Raw genomic sequence first — 16617 nt, forward strand, 5'->3', positions numbered from 1 at the left:
TAAAGATGTATACAAAATACATCTTTAAATATAAGGAGTGTCGGTTATGAGTCATAATGAAGTTAAGACTAGTTTAGATCCAAAAACAATTGAAACCGTTAAAGCCACAGTCCCCGTATTAGCCGAGCATGGTGAGGCCATTACAAAACGATTTTATCAATTGCTTTTTCAAAATCATCCCGAACTCAAAAACATCTTTAACCAAACTAATCAGAAAAGAGGGAGACAACCAAGGGCATTAGCCAATACTGTCTATGCTGCCGCTCAGCATATTGATCAGCTTGAAGAAATTGAACCAGTCGTAATACAAGTTGCACATAAACATCGGAGTCTAAATATCAAGCCTGAACAGTACCCAATTGTAGGTGAAAACTTATTACTTGCCATAAAAAATACTCTCGGTGATCAGGCAACCGATGACATCATGAGTGCTTGGGAGAAAGCATATAAGGTCATTGCTGAGGTGTTTATCAAAGTTGAACAAGAAATGTACCATGAAGTAAGCCATCAAACTGGTGGTTGGACTGGGTTTAGAAACTTCAAAGTTACAAGAAAGGTTCAAGAGAGTGATGTCATCACATCGTTTTATCTAAAACCTGAAGATCATGGGTTATTACCAGCGTTTAATCCAGGACAGTACATTACTGTAAAAGCGGAAATTCCAGGTGAACCATACACACATCTAAGGCAATACAGCTTATCTGATGCTCCCGGTCAAGACCATTTTAGAATTAGTGTTAAAAGGGAAGATAGTGTTGGGCACCCTGAAGGAGTGGTCAGTAACTTTTTACACAAACAAGTTGAAGAAGGCGATGTTCTGCCAGTCAGTGCTCCTGGAGGTGACTTTCACTTAGACACAGAAAATGATAAGCCCCTTGTATTAATTAGTGGAGGGGTCGGACAAACACCTATTCACAGTATGCTTAAAACGGTTGTAAAAAAACAGCCTAATCGTCCCGTTTATTATATACATGCTGCCACAAACGATGATGTTCATGCTCTTAAACAGGAAGTTCAACACATCGCAGCCGAGTCTTCTCAAGTCAAGACATTTACGTGTTACAGTCAACCAAATAAGGGTGATCAAAGTGATTACGTAGGTTATATCACATTAGACTGGCTAAAAGAATGTATACCATCCTCTGACTGTGAAATTTACTTCTGTGGTCCAGAAGGCTTTATGAAACATTTGAAACCCGTCTTATACGAATTAAATGTACCTAGCCAGCAAATCCATTATGAATTTTTCGGCCCTCATGTAGATTTATAATAAAAAAGGCTCCCACTTAGAGGAGCCTTCTTTCCTTAATGTCCTGCCACATCTCGTTTGTTGAAAAACACCCATGATAATGCCATGAACAGAACAAAATAAACAATTAGAACCGTTACAGAGAACCCTAATGTCATCCCTTCTATCCATACATCACCAGTTTCATATTGCTTTAAGTCTGTATTCGCAAATAAAATATATTTTGCAAAATCATACTTTTGAAATGCCGCAACAATCATATTACCACTAAGCATGAGGAAGATCGCTAAACCAATCGCAAGAGAGTTGTTCCTAAAAATAGTTGATACCATAAAGGCAAATGTCGTCATCATGATTAAGTTTACAATATTATATCCATATGACGAGAATGTCTCTCCAACTAATGATAAATGTTCATAACCATTTATGGTGCTGGTTACGAAGTAAGGATCAAAACCTTCAAACCCGAAGAATATTGCCCCAACCAGAAGTGAACTTAATAAAGTAAAGATTAGTGTAATGAGGGCAAACACCAGAACAGCTACGAATTTCGTTAGCAATATCATGGTTCGTGAAATCGGTCGAATTAACAGAAGTTTAATCGTTCCCCATTTAAATTCGCTTGAAACGATTCCAGCCCCTATAATAATTGTAAATAAGCTTACAAGCGATAATAAACTTGCGTTTTCATAGGTATACTGCCAAGCACCATATCCAAGAGGTTTAATGTCGTTATCTAAGTGAAAATTATTCTTGGAAATGGTTGACGAATTCATCTCAGCAATATATCCGCCCTCTTCTTCACTTTCTTGTATCAGCTTCTCATTTTCTTGAGTCAATTCTTCTTGCCAATTATCATCTGAATAGCTCGTTACAATTTCATCTTCAAAGATGCTCGTTATAACCGCGCCACCAATGATGATCGCCAATAAGACAATATACATTACCCAAGTCGATTTACGAATGTAAGTTTTAAACAATTCATTGTATAGTAGTTTGAAAAATTTACTCAATGACATTACCTCCCGTCAGCTCTAAGAATTGATCTTCCAGAGTTGCTTTAATTGGTGTCACGCCATAAACCTCGACGTCTTTTTCAATTAAACTCTTTACGACGTTTGGTATGTCTTCCCGATCTAGTTTTACAATTAATTTGTTGGATTCTTTTTCAATGGTTAATTCTTTTTCTTCAAAAACTTCCTGTGCCTTGTCATTTTGTTTTACTTCAAAAATAACTTTGAGCTGACTATCTGTTGATTCATCATGTACAGCACGTTCAGAAATAACTTCACCTTGTTGAATGATCCCAATCCGATCACACATAAGTTCAATTTCTGAAAGCAAATGACTCGAAATCATCACCGCGACATTATCTTTCACTGCTAGTTCACGTATGTAATCACGGATTTCACGGATACCAGCAGGGTCAAGACCATTTGTTGGTTCATCAAGGATTAATAATGCAGGTTTATGTAAAATGGCTTGAGCGATTCCAAGACGCTGACGCATCCCTAACGAGTACTTCCCAACCTTATCGTTAACCACTTTTTCTAACCCGACGAGAGAAATGACTTCTTCCACTCGTTCCTTTGTCACTCCTTGATACATACGAGCATAATGCATTAAGTTTTGCCAGCCAGTCATAAACGGGTAAAGTTCAGGATTCTCAACAATCGCTCCGATGTTTTTGGCAGCTAATTTGTAATCTGATTGAATACTTTTTCCAAGTATTTTAACATCACCGCCTGTTAGTCTCATAAGGCCAACAATCATCCGAATCGTTGTTGTTTTACCAGCACCGTTTGGCCCGATAAAACCATAAACTTCGCCTTGATTAATACTTAAATTAATACCTTTAATAATTTCCTTCTTACCAATTTTCTTCTTTACATCTTTCAGTTCTAATGCAACCTGACTCAATGGACAACCCCCTTTTTGTATGTTTGTTCCATTGTTTACTACGATTAAGGTAAGATATAGTTTCGCTAAAACAACAAAAATCTTAGCTTATCGCTAAGATTTTTAAATAAATTATAGATAATTTTTACAAACCTTACTAATCAAGCGATCACATAAACCCTGAAAACCTCGACTTCACAACAGCAGAATGCACATGGTTAATCATCGTCACATAGTCAAATACAGGTAAACCTGTAGCCTGTTGAATCGCAGCTCCGTATGGTGGAAGACTGCTACATTCAAGAAGAATCAGCTTAATATCCGGATATTCACTCACAAACTCACGAGCAATCGAAACCGCTTCTTGTTCTACAACATCAGGGTCAAGTAATCCATTTTCCACATGTGCGGCTAATCGAAAATGCTCCGCTGTTTCCATACCCATCACTCGAAGTTTTGAGGAATTAATTTGAACCCCCATGCCCTCTAATATTTCATGATCAAAATAATCAGAGTGGCTACAAATGATGCCGATTTTTTCCTCGGGTCCAAGCATCGCCTCCATAAACGGTAGTTGTAGTAAGCTGGACAAAAACACTGGGACTTTTAATTCAGAGGCAATTTCCTTCTGAAACATAGCCATATAGCCACAATCACCAGTAATTGCCTTCACACCCTCTTTAACTAAGTTATGCCCAGCTTCTAACAAAGGCTCTACTAATGCTGGATCTTTCGTTAAAAGTTTACTAAATGTAAACCCGTCAATCCGCTGAAACCGTACTGGAAATGAATAGGTTGTGGCATTCCCAACATCTCCCGGGACAAAAGGAGTATAAGTGTCTAACAATAATATCCCTATCGACTCGCCGTAACTTACCTGGCCTGGGCTCGCCTTATACAACATCTAAGTGTCCTCCTCTAATGGCTGGCGAAACAACGTCCCAAGCCCGGTTTGTTCAGTCAATTGTCCAGCCAAACGAAGCGCCTCCCAAAAACTAACTTGATTCGCGGTTAATACCGGTTTTTGAATCGCCTCTTCAATCTCATCAATCCACTCGGCTGAATGAAGTGCCGTATCTGGGATGAACAGTGTATCAGCCTGATCTGAATCGTTTTCGACTGCTAATTTTAATACTTCTTCACGTTGTAAGGTCCCTACTTCTGCTGCCGTAATAATCCCTTTACTAGAAAATTTCACGACTTCGAACCCATGATATTCTAAAAAACCTTTAAACAACTGCGCAATATCATCTGGGTACGTCGCTGCAATCGCAATTCGGTTCGAACCGATTACATCAGCAGCATGAATAAATGCCATCGCAGTAGTGGAAGCAGGAATCTGAAGTGAATGTTCAAGCACCTCGATTTGTTCTTGAACACCTTCAATCCCTAAGGTGAAACTAGCACTTGTGGAAGTCCATAATACCGATTCAATTCCTGTACCTTTTAGATGTTCTGCTCCCTCCAATAAACGGTTAATGCTTCCCATTTCTGTTAACGCTTGAACGGTGTGAGCATCTCGTTTAAATTTAGTGTGAACAAGCTCCACTTCAACTGGCGGTTGGACCATGTTGCCAAGACGTGGATAATCATCTTCAGCCGCAAATCCAGGATACAAAAAACCGACCTTCGTCACCGAAATCCCTCCCTTTTCATTACATTATGCCATGAGTAGTCCACTCTTTCTAACTTTTATTAAAAAAACTGGCATGGTACGATACGATTAAATCATTGAATATTAGTAGAATTCTTATAAGAAAGTGTGTTGGCAGTGGAAAAAATTCAAACAGATGTATTAGTCATTGGTTCAGGTACAGCAGGCCTTGCCGCAGCCACCTATGCTGCATTAGAGGATAAACAAGTTTTAATATTAGACAAAGGTGCACTTGGTCGAAGTGGATCGTCAACAGGCGCTGTTCAAATTGCAGGACTTGGCGACTGGTCACATGAAGAAGATGATACTGAGCGTTATTTAGAAGATATCTACACGAGTGGTCGTGGATTAAGCAACCCGAATCTGGCTAAAACGTTAGTCCATGACATAGATCAACGTATTCAAGACCTAATCGATTGGGGGTTAAAGCTTGACCGAGAAGGTGATCAAGTCTCTGTCTCTCACACATCAGGACACTCCCTACCTCGATCGGTAAGTGCCAAAAAGGGGAAAGCTGGACTTGGGCTACTTCATACACTTAGAAAAAAGGTCACCAAGGATGAAAGAATCACGACTTTGAGTGATGTCATGACCATTAAGTTAATCAAATCAGACGAACGAGTCGTAGGAGCTTTAGTGCTGGAACTTTCTACGAATAAGTTTTTCTTGATTCAGAGTAAGGCTACTGTTCTTGCAACAGGTGGCGCAGGACAGCTCTACCCGATTACGAGTAACCCCGTCCAATCAACAGGTGATGGGTTTTCACTTGGGTTACAAGCCGGTGCCACGTTGATCGACATGGAACAAGTTCAGTTTTACCCAGTGAGCATCATCGAGCCACAATCGATTGCTGGGCTTTGCATTAGTTTTTACCATAACTCAAAGCTGTTCAATAACAAGGGTGAACGGTTTATGAAGTACTACGCACCTGATACATTGGAAGATGCCACTCGTGATACGTTATCAATTGCGATCGCAACTGAAATATCTGAAGGTCGTGGACCGATATGGTTAGATGCAACTGATGTAATCGATCAAGTCAAAAAAGAATTTTCTCATGAGTATCAGCTCTGCCTTGATCGGGGCGTGGACCTTGCCAATAAACGTGCACAAGTCGGACCTGCCGCCCACTTCATGATGGGAGGGGTTCGAATTGATGCTGACGCTAAAACAGACGTAGAAGGACTTTTTGCAGCTGGTGAAACCGCAGGAGGACTTCATGGCGGTAATCGCTTAGGAAATAATGCCCTATCTGAATGTCTTGTTTTTGGAGCACGTGCTGGAATGAACGCAGCGAAACTCGTAGACGACGTGACAGTTTCAATCCTAGATGCCAATCCAATCAGAATTAATCAATATGGCAACCACCGACCTTTTGAAATCAAACAACACATTCAACACTCCATGTCTAGCTACGTTGAAGTGATCCGTAAGAATGAGGGGTTACGAGAGGCGTTAAATCAATTATTAAATGTCCGAGAGCAACTAGAAAATGTTCAAATATCTAATCCAGACGTTTATTCTCGAGAAATCGTAGATTACATTGAAGCACAACACATGGTGAACACAGCAGAAGCCATAGTCCGCTCTGCATTGGAACGTCAAGAAAGCCGTGGTTCCCATTACAATACAGACTATCCAGACTTAACTTCAACCATAAAACACAACTTAGTTCGTATGAAAAACCATCAGTTTCAAGTACAGCCAGAGGAGGTCGAGTCTAGTGAAACTAAACGTTAAAATCAATCGAGGGGAACACATCGATCAGTTCGAGGTTGATTACCAACCTGATATGACCGTCTTGAATGTCCTTGATGAAATCTATCAACACCACGACCCGAGTATTGCTTATCGCTACTCTTGTCGCACCGGCCTCTGTACGACTTGCATGATGATGATCAATGGTCGACCTGACCTTAGCTGTCAAAAGACTGCCGAACCTGGTGAAGATGGCTATCTGACACTTGCCCCGCTACCAAAAGGCAAGACCATAAGAGACTTAATTAAAGAATATTAATTTACAGTAATCAAAATCTGTTTACAGTCCATTTAAGTAAAATCCATTTTTTATAGATAAGGTGATCCTATGTTTTTAAAAAAAGTCACGCTTTTACACGATCAAGTCTCATCCTATAACCAATATCCATTTACAATCCCAGCGATTAAGAACTTCACAGAGCTCAACATCACCTCTAATGTCACGTTTTTCGTTGGAGAAAATGGTTCCGGTAAATCAACTCTGCTTGAAGCCATCGCTGATAAATGTGGATTTAACACAGCTGGTGGCGGACGGAATAACTTTTACAACGTGCACGCATCCGAGTCAGTCCTTGGAGATTATATCCGATTATCTTGGCTTCCTAAAGTTTCTAATGGCTTTTTCCTACGCGCGGAGTCCTTTTACCACTTTGCCTCTTACATTGACGAGATTGGAGCAGACGATCCACAGACTTATAACGCATACGGTGGTCAATCGTTACACGAACAATCTCATGGCGAATCGTTTTTATCGTTATTTAAGAATCGTTTCAAAGGAAAGGCTATTTATTTACTGGACGAACCTGAAGCAGCATTATCACCTCAACGTCAATTAACTTTTTTAAAAATCCTGCATACCTTGACTCAGTCAGAAGAATGTCAGTTTATCATCGCCACCCACTCACCTATATTATTAGGGTATCCTAATGCAACGATTTACAGCTTTGATAATGATGACATCCATGAAATAGAATACGAAGAAACAGATCATTACCAGATCACCAGGTATTTTCTTCAAAACCGTGAAAAGCTTCTACAAGACATCTTATCAGACGAGTGAGCAGAAAAGTTTAAGCCCAAACAATTCTCATCTAAAATTGCTTATGAATAGCCTTTATAGCTAAACGCAAACTATATTAAAAAGAAGGTGACCTCATGAAAGCAATTGTGATCAATGAATATGGTTCTAAAGATGTTTTACAAGAACAAGAATTTGAAAAACCAACACCTAAAGACGGACAGGTCATTGTTAAAGTACATGCAACATCCATCAACCCGATCGATTGGAAGTTACGAGAAGGCTATCTTAAAGACATGGTTCCATTCGATTTTCCGATTATCCTAGGGTGGGATGCTGCAGGAGTTATATATGAAGTTGGAGAAGGTGTGACCGATTTTCAAGTCGGAGATAAAGTCTTTGCTCGCCCTGAACTGACAAACCGTGGCACATATGCTGAATATACGGCAATCGATGCTCATTTATTAGCTAAAATACCTGACAACGTAAGTTTTGAAGAAGCTGCTGCAACACCACTTACTGCTCTAACAGCATATCAATGTTTATTTGAACACGGAAACGTAAAAGAAGGAGACAAGGTTCTCGTCCATGCAGGCTCTGGAGGTGTCGGCTCATTTGCGATTCAGCTTGCTAAAAACGCTGGCGCTTATGTCGCAACCACATGTAGCACAAAAAACGTGGATTTAGTAAAAGACCTCGGAGCTGATGAGGTCATAGATTATACGAAAGAGAACTTTGAAGAAGTGCTATCCGATTATGATTTCGTACTGGATACATTAGGTGGCGAAATCCAAGAGAAAAGCTATCAAATTCTAAAATCAGGCGGAGAACTAGCTACTGTTGCTTCACCACCTCAAGAAGAAAAGGCTAACAAACACAAGGTCAAAGCATTCTTCGTATGGTTAGAGCCAAAAGGCGAACAGCTTAAGCAAATCGCTAAACAAATGGAAGAAGGCAAGCTCAAAGTAATCATAGGGCACCATTTCCCATTAACTCAAAAAGGCTTACAAGATGCTCATGAATTAAGTGAGACTCACCATGCTAAAGGAAAAATCGTCATTAACGTCATATAAATGGAAAGAGCACTCAATCACAATGAGTGCTCTATTTTATTAACTTACTTTCCCACTTATTTAATTTTTGGCTGATAAAACCTTCAAGCTCTTCTTCACTTTCAGCTAGTTTGTAAAACATGGCCAAAGATACCAAAATCACATCTACACATTCTTCTTTAACATCATTAATTCCTAATTGTTTATACTCACTTCCACTTGCTTTTAAATACGATAATACAGCTTGTGATGTTTCTCCTGCTTCCTCTGATAACTTCAAAGCCATTTGCTCCAAAGATTTTGGTTCTTTCTCAATTTCTCTTAAGAGTTGTTCCATGGTACCCCTCTCCCAACTACAAAGTTTAATATTAGATCATTATTTCAATCTCGTCCTCATACTTTTGAAATAACTCCTCAACGATTTCATCTATTTTTTCATCCATTTCTTCAAGCTCTTCTTCTGTTTCAGGTTGGCTAAATGGTTCTAAATGTTCTTCAAAAAATGCATTTTGATATGCACTTATCTCTGCACTCATTTTCACGTATTCTTTATGATATTCTTCGGGTTCCATATCAAACCGTTCCGCTTGAGCTTCTGCAAATTCTCTAGTCTCATTTGTTTGATCAGTATCTATATCTTCAGATGGATACTGTCCAAAGAATTCAACTGACTCATTGACCTCGTCTGATACATCAATTCCCATTTCCTTTGCTTCTTGAACAACTAAAGTTACTTTCACACGAGCTTCAACTGCATCAGGGATCTTTTCGTCGTCTATTTCTGCCATAAAACGAATATCCCCTATCGTAATTTCTTCACCCCTTACAATGGCAACCACGTCTTCATTTTCATATTTGGATGCATCAGAACAACCAACCATAAAACCTAAGCATATGACAACCATCCAACATGCAATCCTATACATTTAATTCCCCTTAGTTTTATACTACAAATACATTACCCTTGATTTTCTAACAACTTCATATACCTGGATGGATCTAAGTCTTCCCCCTCTATAACTAAAGCTGTTAGACCCGTCTCGGTTTTAGTTTCATGCCATTCACCATTCATCCAAAAAACAGCATCGCCAGCTTTCACATGGATCCATTCTGAGTCGCCCTCTCGCACAATGCCTTCACCACTAATCACTAAAAAAAGTTGCGGTAAAGTGGCTTGATGATATCCTACAACCCCTCCTTCTCCTAAGTACATACAACCTATTTGAACAGACTGACTAGATTGTAAGATGCGTGTCATAACAAAGTTTGAGCGATACTGATTAATTTGTTTACCGACCTCTTTATTAAACTTATAAAACTCCATATGACACCTCTTAACTTAATTAATGTTACCTAAATATACAGGCGATGGTTCCCCTTTTATGTATTGGAGTAAATAATCTTTTAATTTAGTGGGATACATATGAATCAATTCCAACCTTTCGAAAGGCACCCATTCCACATCAACCTGATACTTATCAGGTTCAGTTGGCTCAAGCAGTTGTGAATCTAATAAATGACAATGAAAATAACATTCTACTGCATGCTGACCAGGCTTGCCGTCTCTATCTTCAATATATTCTCGAACAAATAAAAGCTCACCCGCATCGACTTTAGCCCCTGCTTCTTCGAGACACTCTCGTTTTAACGTTTCATGAAAACTTTCCGCAAAATCCTGCCCGCCACCAGGACAGAGATAAAATTCATGACCATCATTATTTTTAGTTAATAAAATATGATGATTTTGAATGATGATTGCTTTTATTGAATTACGTATATGCATGATTTCCTCCTTATATTCTTCCAAATGTTTTTAAAATCTTATATCGATCAACTGTTATAATGCCTTGCCAATAACGCCTAGAAATGGCAAATTCATTCGGATACTTACCCCATTCCCAAGAGATATCCCAAATACCTTCCTCTGACATTTGTTCAATATAGAAGTCTAAATTTTGATCGATCAAGGATCCGAATTCACTTACTAAAGCATCTTCTGGACCATCGACAAAATCGAGTGGTAATGGGTTATATCCAGTTGCCCACTTTGATGGATCTTGTTCTACGCATTTTAAAATATGTGATTCTACTGTTTCGACCACCTGATTATAGGAATATGAAACGGTCTTGTTAAACATTTCTTGATAAGGTTTTAATAGTTTTATCATCTGTTTAAAGTTGCTTACCTCGTGAAAGTCCATCTCATCCGCGGACATTAATCGCTCAACCGCTTTAGTAACAGAAGCCCAACCAGTGCTCCATGCACGATCTTCTTCGTCTGTCCAATGTATTAAAAATGCGGCTAATTCTGCACCGGGGTTGAACATCCAATTCTTCTGAACTCCTTCTTGATAACCCCACCAAGGCGCATGTGGAAAATTATTGTTTTCAGGGAGGACAGATGCCCACATTCCTGAATCTGAATCGTAGGTGTTCACTAAATATGAAATCATAGTCTGTATAACATCGTGACTAGAACTAACCTCTAAGTCTACTAAAATTCTCCCCGCCGTCCAGGTCGCCATTGCATTAGACTTCGGTAACCAGAAGTCAGGTTCCAAACCATGACCAAAGCCGCCATCATCATTTTGGAAAGCTTTTAAATAATTCAAAACCTCTTCCTTCGTACCACCATCAAACTCATAGGACCATCTCGCCGCCTCCAATGGTCGTGCATGACGCTTCATCCACCTTGCCGACTTTTCAAAGATCCCAACTTTTAAGGCTTGCATGCTAACTCCCCCCTATTATCGACTCTAGGAATACCCTTTTGCCTCTCCCTTCTGATTCGACACCAATTTCAGGAAAACCTTCCTGTCATTGGCGAAAGCCTTACAGATTTTGACGAAACAAACTATATAGTTAGCGAGACATTAAGGCGTTTGAGCGAAAGCATTGTCAAAACTAGCGAAACAACCATTTATTTTAGCGAAAACATAATCCAAACTGGCGAAACACTTCCACCTTGACCTCTATCTTTTGTTATACTAATTTAAAACTAGATAAAATTGGCAGGTGAAAGCCATGTTTAAATTACTCATCATTGAAGATGACGAATCACTTTTTCATGAAATAAAAGAACGACTAGCACAGTGGTCATATGATGTCTATGGGATTCAGGATTTTGAAAAAGTCATTGAAGAATTCACCCAGATCAAGCCAGACCTCGTCGTGATTGATATTCAACTCCCAAAGTATGACGGATTCCATTGGTGTCGTATCATTCGCTCGCATTCGAATGTGCCAATCATTTTTCTATCATCACGAGATCACCCGACAGACATGGTCATGTCGATGCAGCTTGGTGCAGATGACTACATCCAAAAACCCTTCCACTTCGATGTCCTGATTGCAAAGATTCAAGCCGTACTACGCCGAGTCTATAACTACAACACAGACCAAATTCAGCTCAAGACATGGTGTGGAGCGACGATTGATTATGAAAAAAATTCCGTCACTAACGAACTCGGAACCATTGAATTAACGAAAAATGAAACCTACATTTTAAGGCAATTAATTGATCATAAAAATAAAATCGTCAGTCGTGAAGAATTGATTCACAGCCTTTGGGAAGATGAACGGTTTATTAGCGATAACACGCTTACGGTAAACGTTAACCGTCTACGTAAACGACTGGATGAAATTGGGCTCGGACAATACATTGAAACAAAAGTCGGTCAAGGTTACATGGCGAAGGAAGGCAGTCCATCATGATTGGAAAATTTTTAACGGAACGACGTAGCTGGATCTTACTTTACATCACGTTGCATGGTTTAATCTTATTTATCGCTTACATTGATTCACAAATCGCCTTTGAGGCCATTGCGTATTACACCTTTTTATCCAGCATTATCTTTATCATGTTTCTAGCGGTAAGGTATCAAAGAGAAACAAAATATTACCAGAAGTTAATAGACCGTGCAAGTCACTTCGACGAAAACGAGTTACCTAAACCTAGGTCTCCTTTCGAATCGATTGTCGCAGATCAATTAAGCACACAAACCAAGAAATTAAAACAACTTGAATCCGACAATCGCACCAATTTAGAACAAGAAAAAGACGAATTACTATCTTGGATCCACGAGGTCAAAACACCTCTGACGGCGATGCAACTCATCATCGATCGAATCGAGGATTCAGCACTAAAAACTAGCCTTAACTATGAATGGTTACGAATCCATTTATTACTCGACCAACAATTACACAAAAAACGCATGGCCATTATTGAAAATGACCTTTACATTGAAAACACTGAATTAGAACCGATTATTCACCAGGAAATTAAGAACTTAAAGTCTTGGTGTATACATAGAGGAATCGGATTCGATATAAATTTAGAGGAAAAAGAAGTGTTAACAGACGGCAAATGGCTTGCCTTTATCATAAGACAACTGCTGTCCAATGCCGTGAAATATAGCGAGAACTCCGACATCGTCCTTTACAGCTACAAAGACCATGACCAAATCAAACTCAATGTTCAGGACTATGGAAGAGGCATAGATTCAAAAGACTTGCCTCGAATATTTGAAAAAGGGTTTACTTCCACTGCCAAACACCAGGATAACTCGGCAACCGGCATGGGACTTTATCTAACAAAGCAAGTGGCTCATTCATTAAAAATCATATTAAATGTCAAATCGACATTAGGTGAAGGCACGACATTTACGCTTACATTTCCTAAGAAAAACGACTTCGTAGAAATCTCGGATGCACTATGAATTTAACATCTAACATGCATGTGACAATAATGTCACATGCTTTTTTCAATTGTTAGGTAAAATAAAGGAAAAGGAACCTCTTCCCCATATACAATGAATTCAGATTAAAAGAAAGGAGCACTAATTATGAACATTTTACAAGCTCATAAAATCCATAAAAGCTATGGAAACAAATTTAATAGACAGGAAGTATTACAAGGGATCGATCTTAACATCGAACAAGGTGAATTCGTCAGTATTATGGGGGCATCTGGTTCAGGTAAAACAACCTTACTCAATGTACTATCATCGATCGATAAAGTCAGCCACGGAACGATTAAAGTCGATGGCAATATGATTACGAGTATGAAATCGAAAAAACTGGCCGAATTTCGCAAGCATCACCTCGGCTTTATTTTCCAAGAATATAACTTGCTCGATACCCTGACTGTTAAAGAGAATATTTTATTACCATTATCCATCCAAAACGTTTCAAAAAAAGAAGCGAACGAACGATTCGAAGATGTCGCTAATGAACTTGGGATCTATGATGTAAGGGATAAATACCCTAATGAAATTTCAGGCGGTCAAAAACAAAGAACATCAGCTGCGCGTGCGTTTATCCATGAACCAAGCATCATATTTGCCGATGAACCAACTGGTGCACTCGATTCAAAATCTGCTTCAAATTTACTAAACAAGTTAAGCGACTTAAACCAAAAACGTAAAGCAACGATTATGATGGTGACACATGATCCTGTCGCTGCAAGTTACAGCAGTCGCGTTATTTTTATAAAAGACGGGCAAATTTACTCGCAACTAAATAAAGGCAATGAAGATCGACAAAGCTTCTTCAAAGACATTATGACAACTCAAGGCGTTTTAGGTGGCGTGCAATATGAACATTAATCAACTCATCTTCCGAAACCTAAAGAAAAACTTAAGCAACTATTATCTTTATGTCTTTGCCTTAATTTTTAGTGTCGCGATTTATTTTGCCTTTGTCACATTACAATACGATCCATCCATGGATCCGGTGGAAGGGTCTATAAAAGGTCAAGCAGGTATAAAAGCGGGATCCATCCTGCTCATTGTGATTGTTTCGATTTTCTTAGTTTATGCAAACAATTTATTCATTAAAAGACGGAGTAGTGAGATCGGTCTCTTTCAACTAATTGGTATGACGAAAGGGCGGATTTTCCGACTCTTAAGCATTGAAAATTTCATCCTTTACTTTAGCTCTATGCTAATTGGAGTTTTAGTTGGTTTTTCAATTTCAAAATTAGTTGTCATGATTGTATTAAAAATTACCGGAGTCGAAGCAGTGGCTTCATTGAGATTTTCAACTGAAGCTTTAATTCAAACATTGCTCATCTTTATCGGTATCTACTTAATCATCATGTTAACGAACTATTTATTCATTAAAAGACAAAGTATACTATCGCTATTTCGAGTTCGTTCATCCACTGAAGTTAATGTTAAGCGTATGTCGGTTTGGCAGATGATAATCGGAATCTTAGGGATTGTGATGATTGGATCTGGCTATTATGTCTCTCAAATGTTATTCGATGGTGAATTCACAACCATCAATGAGCTTTTCTTTGCAATGGCCTTTATCTTAGCCTCTGTCATCATCGGAACTTACTTGTTTTATAAAGGGTCAGTGGCATTTATCTTTCAATTAATCCGTAAACAAAACAAAGGTTACTTGAACATTAATAAAGTCATGTCACTATCGTCCATCATGTTCCGAATGAAATCGAATGCTTTATTGTTAACGATTATTACAACAGTCTCGGCTCTAGCCATCGGTTTATTAAGCTTAAGCTATATTTCCTATTATTCAGCAGAACAGTTGGCAGAGGATTATGTGGTTCACGATTTTGCTTTAATCGATGAGGAAAGTGTAGAGGAGTTTACAACTGCTTTAGAAGAAAACGACGTCAACTATTCCATGAACCAAATCGAAGTGCTTAGATTTAAAGCTGATGCCACAAACATCTTAGATCTTGAAATGGAAGAAGATCCAACCATCACGATGGATCCTAACACTTTACCTTTGCCAGTCGTCAGTGATGAAAACTTTGACCATATAGATGTCGATGAAGGAGAAACGATTCTAACGGGCTACTCAGACCTTATGATGCGTTTTATGACCATTAAAGACTCAGGTGATTTGACTCTTTCTGGTCTAAACAACACTTATGAATTACATCAAACTGAGCTTAAACGGGAGTTTGTCGTATCATCTTACTTCACTAATGCTGGTGGAATGCCAATTGCTGTCGTGGATCAATCTATTTATGAAGACTTAAAAGCAGACATGGATCCTGAATATCAAATAGAATCTACTGTTTTTACAGGTATTGACGTGAGTGAAAACGACCTAGAACGCTCGAATGATATCTTCAATTCAACTAATCTCGGTGACACATTTGGAAACGACTCACAGTTACAGTCTAGTCGAGATCAAAAAATGAGCATGGGACTCGCCATGTTTATCGTCGGATTCCTTGGGTTAACGTTCTTAGTCACATCAGGTTGCGTTCTATACTTTAAACAAATGGATGAAAGTGATAGCGAAAAACCAAGCTATACTATTTTAAGAAAGCTTGGCTTCACCCAATTCGATTTATTAAAAGGTATTCAAATCAAGCAGCTATTTAACTTTGGGATTCCACTTGCAATCGGGCTCTTACACAGCTATTTTGCTGTCCAATCAGGTTGGTTTTTATTTGGCTCAGAAGTATGGACGCCGATGCTGATTGTTATGGGACTATACACGGTGCTTTACTCAATCTTCGGCATGCTTTCAGTACTCTATTACCGAAAAGTGATTGGCGAGGCGCTGTAGTTCCTATGTTTGGCGAAATAAGAGGAGCTTTTAGCGAAACTTTCATTTAAGTTGGCGAATTCAATAGCACTATTAGCGAAACCATCACTCATACTTTCGAAAGGTCTCCTATGTTTTGGCGAAAACAGTACAAAATTTAGCGAAAGAGGCTGGGACATAACTAGCCTAAAATAACGTAAAAAAGGCACCAACCATAAAAAGTATGGTTTGGTGCCTTTTTTCTGCTTTGTTTTGTTATATGCCCAGCTTGTTTTCGCGTTCATGGTGGTGAACTTTCTTAGATTCACCGCCATGAACGCAAATCCTAATTCATTTTTCACCTTCTCTTTGCCCCTAACAGACATTCGAGAGAAGCGCAAATTAGCCTTCAGAAATCCAAAAACAGGTTCAACATCTACTTTTCGTTTGCCGTATAGTTCACCCGTTTTTTCTTCCG

At 38.9% G+C, this 16617-nt stretch carries 19 protein-coding genes; 9 read left to right on the top strand and 10 right to left on the bottom strand.

The genetic code is table 11. The features are described 5' to 3' along the window. Positions 1 to 46: 46 nt before the first annotated feature. Positions 47 to 1270, top strand: a complete 1224-nt coding sequence (gene hmpA, locus BMY57_RS07890; protein WP_091773475.1) for an NO-inducible flavohemoprotein — start codon at positions 47 to 49, stop codon at positions 1268 to 1270. Positions 1271 to 1305: 35 nt separating this feature from the next. Here the strand turns inward: hmpA and BMY57_RS07895 are convergent, their stop codons facing one another. The 4 genes from BMY57_RS07895 to BMY57_RS07910 form a co-directional block, all read right to left on the bottom strand. Then, positions 1306 to 2262, bottom strand: coding sequence for an ABC transporter permease (locus BMY57_RS07895; protein ID WP_091773476.1), 957 nt, complete (start codon positions 2260 to 2262; stop codon positions 1306 to 1308). Then, positions 2255 to 3169 (bottom strand): ABC transporter ATP-binding protein, encoded by a 915-nt coding sequence (locus tag BMY57_RS07900; protein ID WP_091773477.1) that lies wholly within the window; start codon positions 3167 to 3169, stop codon positions 2255 to 2257. Before BMY57_RS07900 ends, BMY57_RS07895 begins: the two co-directional genes overlap by 8 nt. Positions 3170 to 3317: 148 nt before the next feature. Beyond that, complete coding sequence (locus tag BMY57_RS07905; protein WP_091773478.1) at positions 3318 to 4052, bottom strand: aspartate/glutamate racemase family protein; 735 nt, start codon at positions 4050 to 4052, stop codon at positions 3318 to 3320. Then, positions 4053 to 4784 carry a maleate cis-trans isomerase family protein gene (locus tag BMY57_RS07910; protein ID WP_091773479.1) on the bottom strand — a complete coding sequence of 244 codons (732 nt, stop codon included), beginning with the start codon at positions 4782 to 4784 and terminating at the stop codon, positions 4053 to 4055. Between the two features lie 135 nt (positions 4785 to 4919). Between BMY57_RS07910 and BMY57_RS07915 the strand changes: the two genes are divergently transcribed. From BMY57_RS07915 to BMY57_RS07930, 4 genes are all read left to right on the top strand, one after another. Beyond that, positions 4920 to 6542 carry an L-aspartate oxidase gene (locus BMY57_RS07915; RefSeq protein ID WP_177176352.1) on the top strand — a complete coding sequence of 541 codons (1623 nt, stop codon included), beginning with the start codon at positions 4920 to 4922 and terminating at the stop codon, positions 6540 to 6542. Continuing rightward, positions 6526 to 6819: a 2Fe-2S iron-sulfur cluster-binding protein gene (locus tag BMY57_RS07920; RefSeq protein ID WP_091773481.1), complete on the top strand. Its 294-nt coding sequence runs from the start codon at positions 6526 to 6528 to the stop codon at positions 6817 to 6819. The genes BMY57_RS07915 and BMY57_RS07920 overlap by 17 nt, the downstream gene beginning before the upstream one ends. 69 nt (positions 6820 to 6888) lie before the next feature. After that, entirely contained in the window at positions 6889 to 7620 is a 732-nt protein-coding gene (locus BMY57_RS07925; protein ID WP_091773482.1) for an AAA family ATPase, read from the top strand. A gap of 95 nt (positions 7621 to 7715) precedes the next feature. Further along, a complete protein-coding gene (locus tag BMY57_RS07930; protein WP_091773483.1) occupies positions 7716 to 8651 on the top strand; it encodes an NADP-dependent oxidoreductase in 936 nt (311 codons plus the stop codon). Positions 8652 to 8682: 31 nt separating this feature from the next. Here BMY57_RS07930 and BMY57_RS07935 read toward each other — a convergent pair whose 3' ends face one another. From BMY57_RS07935 to BMY57_RS07955, 5 genes are read right to left on the bottom strand one after another with little or no spacing between them, the layout of a single operon-like run. Beyond that, on the bottom strand, positions 8683 to 8967 hold the full coding sequence (locus BMY57_RS07935; RefSeq protein ID WP_091773484.1) for a MazG-like family protein: 285 nt from the start codon (positions 8965 to 8967) through the stop codon (positions 8683 to 8685). A gap of 31 nt (positions 8968 to 8998) precedes the next feature. Next, positions 8999 to 9556, bottom strand: coding sequence for a SurA N-terminal domain-containing protein (locus BMY57_RS07940; protein WP_091773485.1), 558 nt, complete (start codon positions 9554 to 9556; stop codon positions 8999 to 9001). Positions 9557 to 9588: 32 nt separating this feature from the next. Continuing rightward, entirely contained in the window at positions 9589 to 9954 is a 366-nt protein-coding gene (locus BMY57_RS07945; RefSeq protein ID WP_091773486.1) for a cupin domain-containing protein, read from the bottom strand. Between the two features lie 15 nt (positions 9955 to 9969). Then, positions 9970 to 10413: an NUDIX domain-containing protein gene (locus tag BMY57_RS07950; RefSeq protein WP_091773487.1), complete on the bottom strand. Its 444-nt coding sequence runs from the start codon at positions 10411 to 10413 to the stop codon at positions 9970 to 9972. 10 nt (positions 10414 to 10423) lie between these two features. Beyond that, the gene (locus BMY57_RS07955) at positions 10424 to 11362 is read right to left on the bottom strand and encodes a hypothetical protein (RefSeq protein WP_091773488.1); all 939 of its coding nucleotides are present in this window, start codon (positions 11360 to 11362) and stop codon (positions 10424 to 10426) included. Positions 11363 to 11654: 292 nt separating this feature from the next. Here BMY57_RS07955 and BMY57_RS07960 point away from each other — a divergent pair, with 292 nt between their 5' ends. From BMY57_RS07960 to BMY57_RS07975, 4 genes are all read left to right on the top strand, one after another. Next, on the top strand, positions 11655 to 12344 hold the full coding sequence (locus BMY57_RS07960; RefSeq protein WP_091773489.1) for a response regulator transcription factor: 690 nt from the start codon (positions 11655 to 11657) through the stop codon (positions 12342 to 12344). After that, positions 12341 to 13348 carry a sensor histidine kinase gene (locus tag BMY57_RS07965; RefSeq protein ID WP_091773490.1) on the top strand — a complete coding sequence of 336 codons (1008 nt, stop codon included), beginning with the start codon at positions 12341 to 12343 and terminating at the stop codon, positions 13346 to 13348. Before BMY57_RS07960 ends, BMY57_RS07965 begins: the two co-directional genes overlap by 4 nt. Positions 13349 to 13474: 126 nt before the next feature. Further along, on the top strand, positions 13475 to 14236 hold the full coding sequence (locus tag BMY57_RS07970; protein ID WP_091773491.1) for an ABC transporter ATP-binding protein: 762 nt from the start codon (positions 13475 to 13477) through the stop codon (positions 14234 to 14236). Beyond that, on the top strand, positions 14226 to 16181 hold the full coding sequence (locus BMY57_RS07975) for an FtsX-like permease family protein (RefSeq protein WP_091773492.1): 1956 nt from the start codon (positions 14226 to 14228) through the stop codon (positions 16179 to 16181). The genes BMY57_RS07970 and BMY57_RS07975 overlap by 11 nt, the downstream gene beginning before the upstream one ends. Here the strand turns inward: BMY57_RS07975 and BMY57_RS16275 are convergent. Next, positions 16151 to 16617, bottom strand: a 467-nt coding sequence (locus tag BMY57_RS16275) for a transposase (protein WP_256205275.1), incomplete at its 5' end; no start/stop codon positions are given. The genes BMY57_RS07975 and BMY57_RS16275 overlap by 31 nt on opposite strands.

Source organism: Piscibacillus halophilus, assembly GCF_900110685.1.
In the GTDB taxonomy this organism is placed as follows: Bacteria; Bacillota; Bacilli; order Bacillales; family Alkalibacillaceae; genus Piscibacillus; species Piscibacillus halophilus.

Bases quoted from the DNA above. Each gene is read 5' to 3' on its own strand.
- BMY57_RS07955 (WP_091773488.1), bottom strand. From the start codon at position 11,362: ATGCAAGCCTTAAAAGTTGGGATCTTTGAAAAGTCGGCAAGGTGGATG.
- BMY57_RS07970 (WP_091773491.1), top strand. From the start codon at position 13,475: ATGAACATTTTACAAGCTCATAAAATCCATAAAAGCTATGGAAACAAA.
- BMY57_RS07960 (WP_091773489.1), top strand. From the start codon at position 11,655: ATGTTTAAATTACTCATCATTGAAGATGACGAATCACTTTTTCATGAA.
- BMY57_RS07945 (WP_091773486.1), bottom strand. From the start codon at position 9,954: ATGGAGTTTTATAAGTTTAATAAAGAGGTCGGTAAACAAATTAATCAG.
- BMY57_RS07965 (WP_091773490.1), top strand. From the start codon at position 12,341: ATGATTGGAAAATTTTTAACGGAACGACGTAGCTGGATCTTACTTTAC.
- BMY57_RS07925 (WP_091773482.1), top strand. From the start codon at position 6,889: ATGTTTTTAAAAAAAGTCACGCTTTTACACGATCAAGTCTCATCCTAT.
- BMY57_RS07905 (WP_091773478.1), bottom strand. From the start codon at position 4,052: ATGTTGTATAAGGCGAGCCCAGGCCAGGTAAGTTACGGCGAGTCGATA.
- BMY57_RS07975 (WP_091773492.1), top strand. From the start codon at position 14,226: ATGAACATTAATCAACTCATCTTCCGAAACCTAAAGAAAAACTTAAGC.
- BMY57_RS07940 (WP_091773485.1), bottom strand. From the start codon at position 9,556: ATGTATAGGATTGCATGTTGGATGGTTGTCATATGCTTAGGTTTTATG.
- BMY57_RS07935 (WP_091773484.1), bottom strand. From the start codon at position 8,967: ATGGAACAACTCTTAAGAGAAATTGAGAAAGAACCAAAATCTTTGGAG.
- hmpA (WP_091773475.1), top strand. From the start codon at position 47: ATGAGTCATAATGAAGTTAAGACTAGTTTAGATCCAAAAACAATTGAA.
- BMY57_RS07950 (WP_091773487.1), bottom strand. From the start codon at position 10,413: ATGCATATACGTAATTCAATAAAAGCAATCATCATTCAAAATCATCAT.
- BMY57_RS07930 (WP_091773483.1), top strand. From the start codon at position 7,716: ATGAAAGCAATTGTGATCAATGAATATGGTTCTAAAGATGTTTTACAA.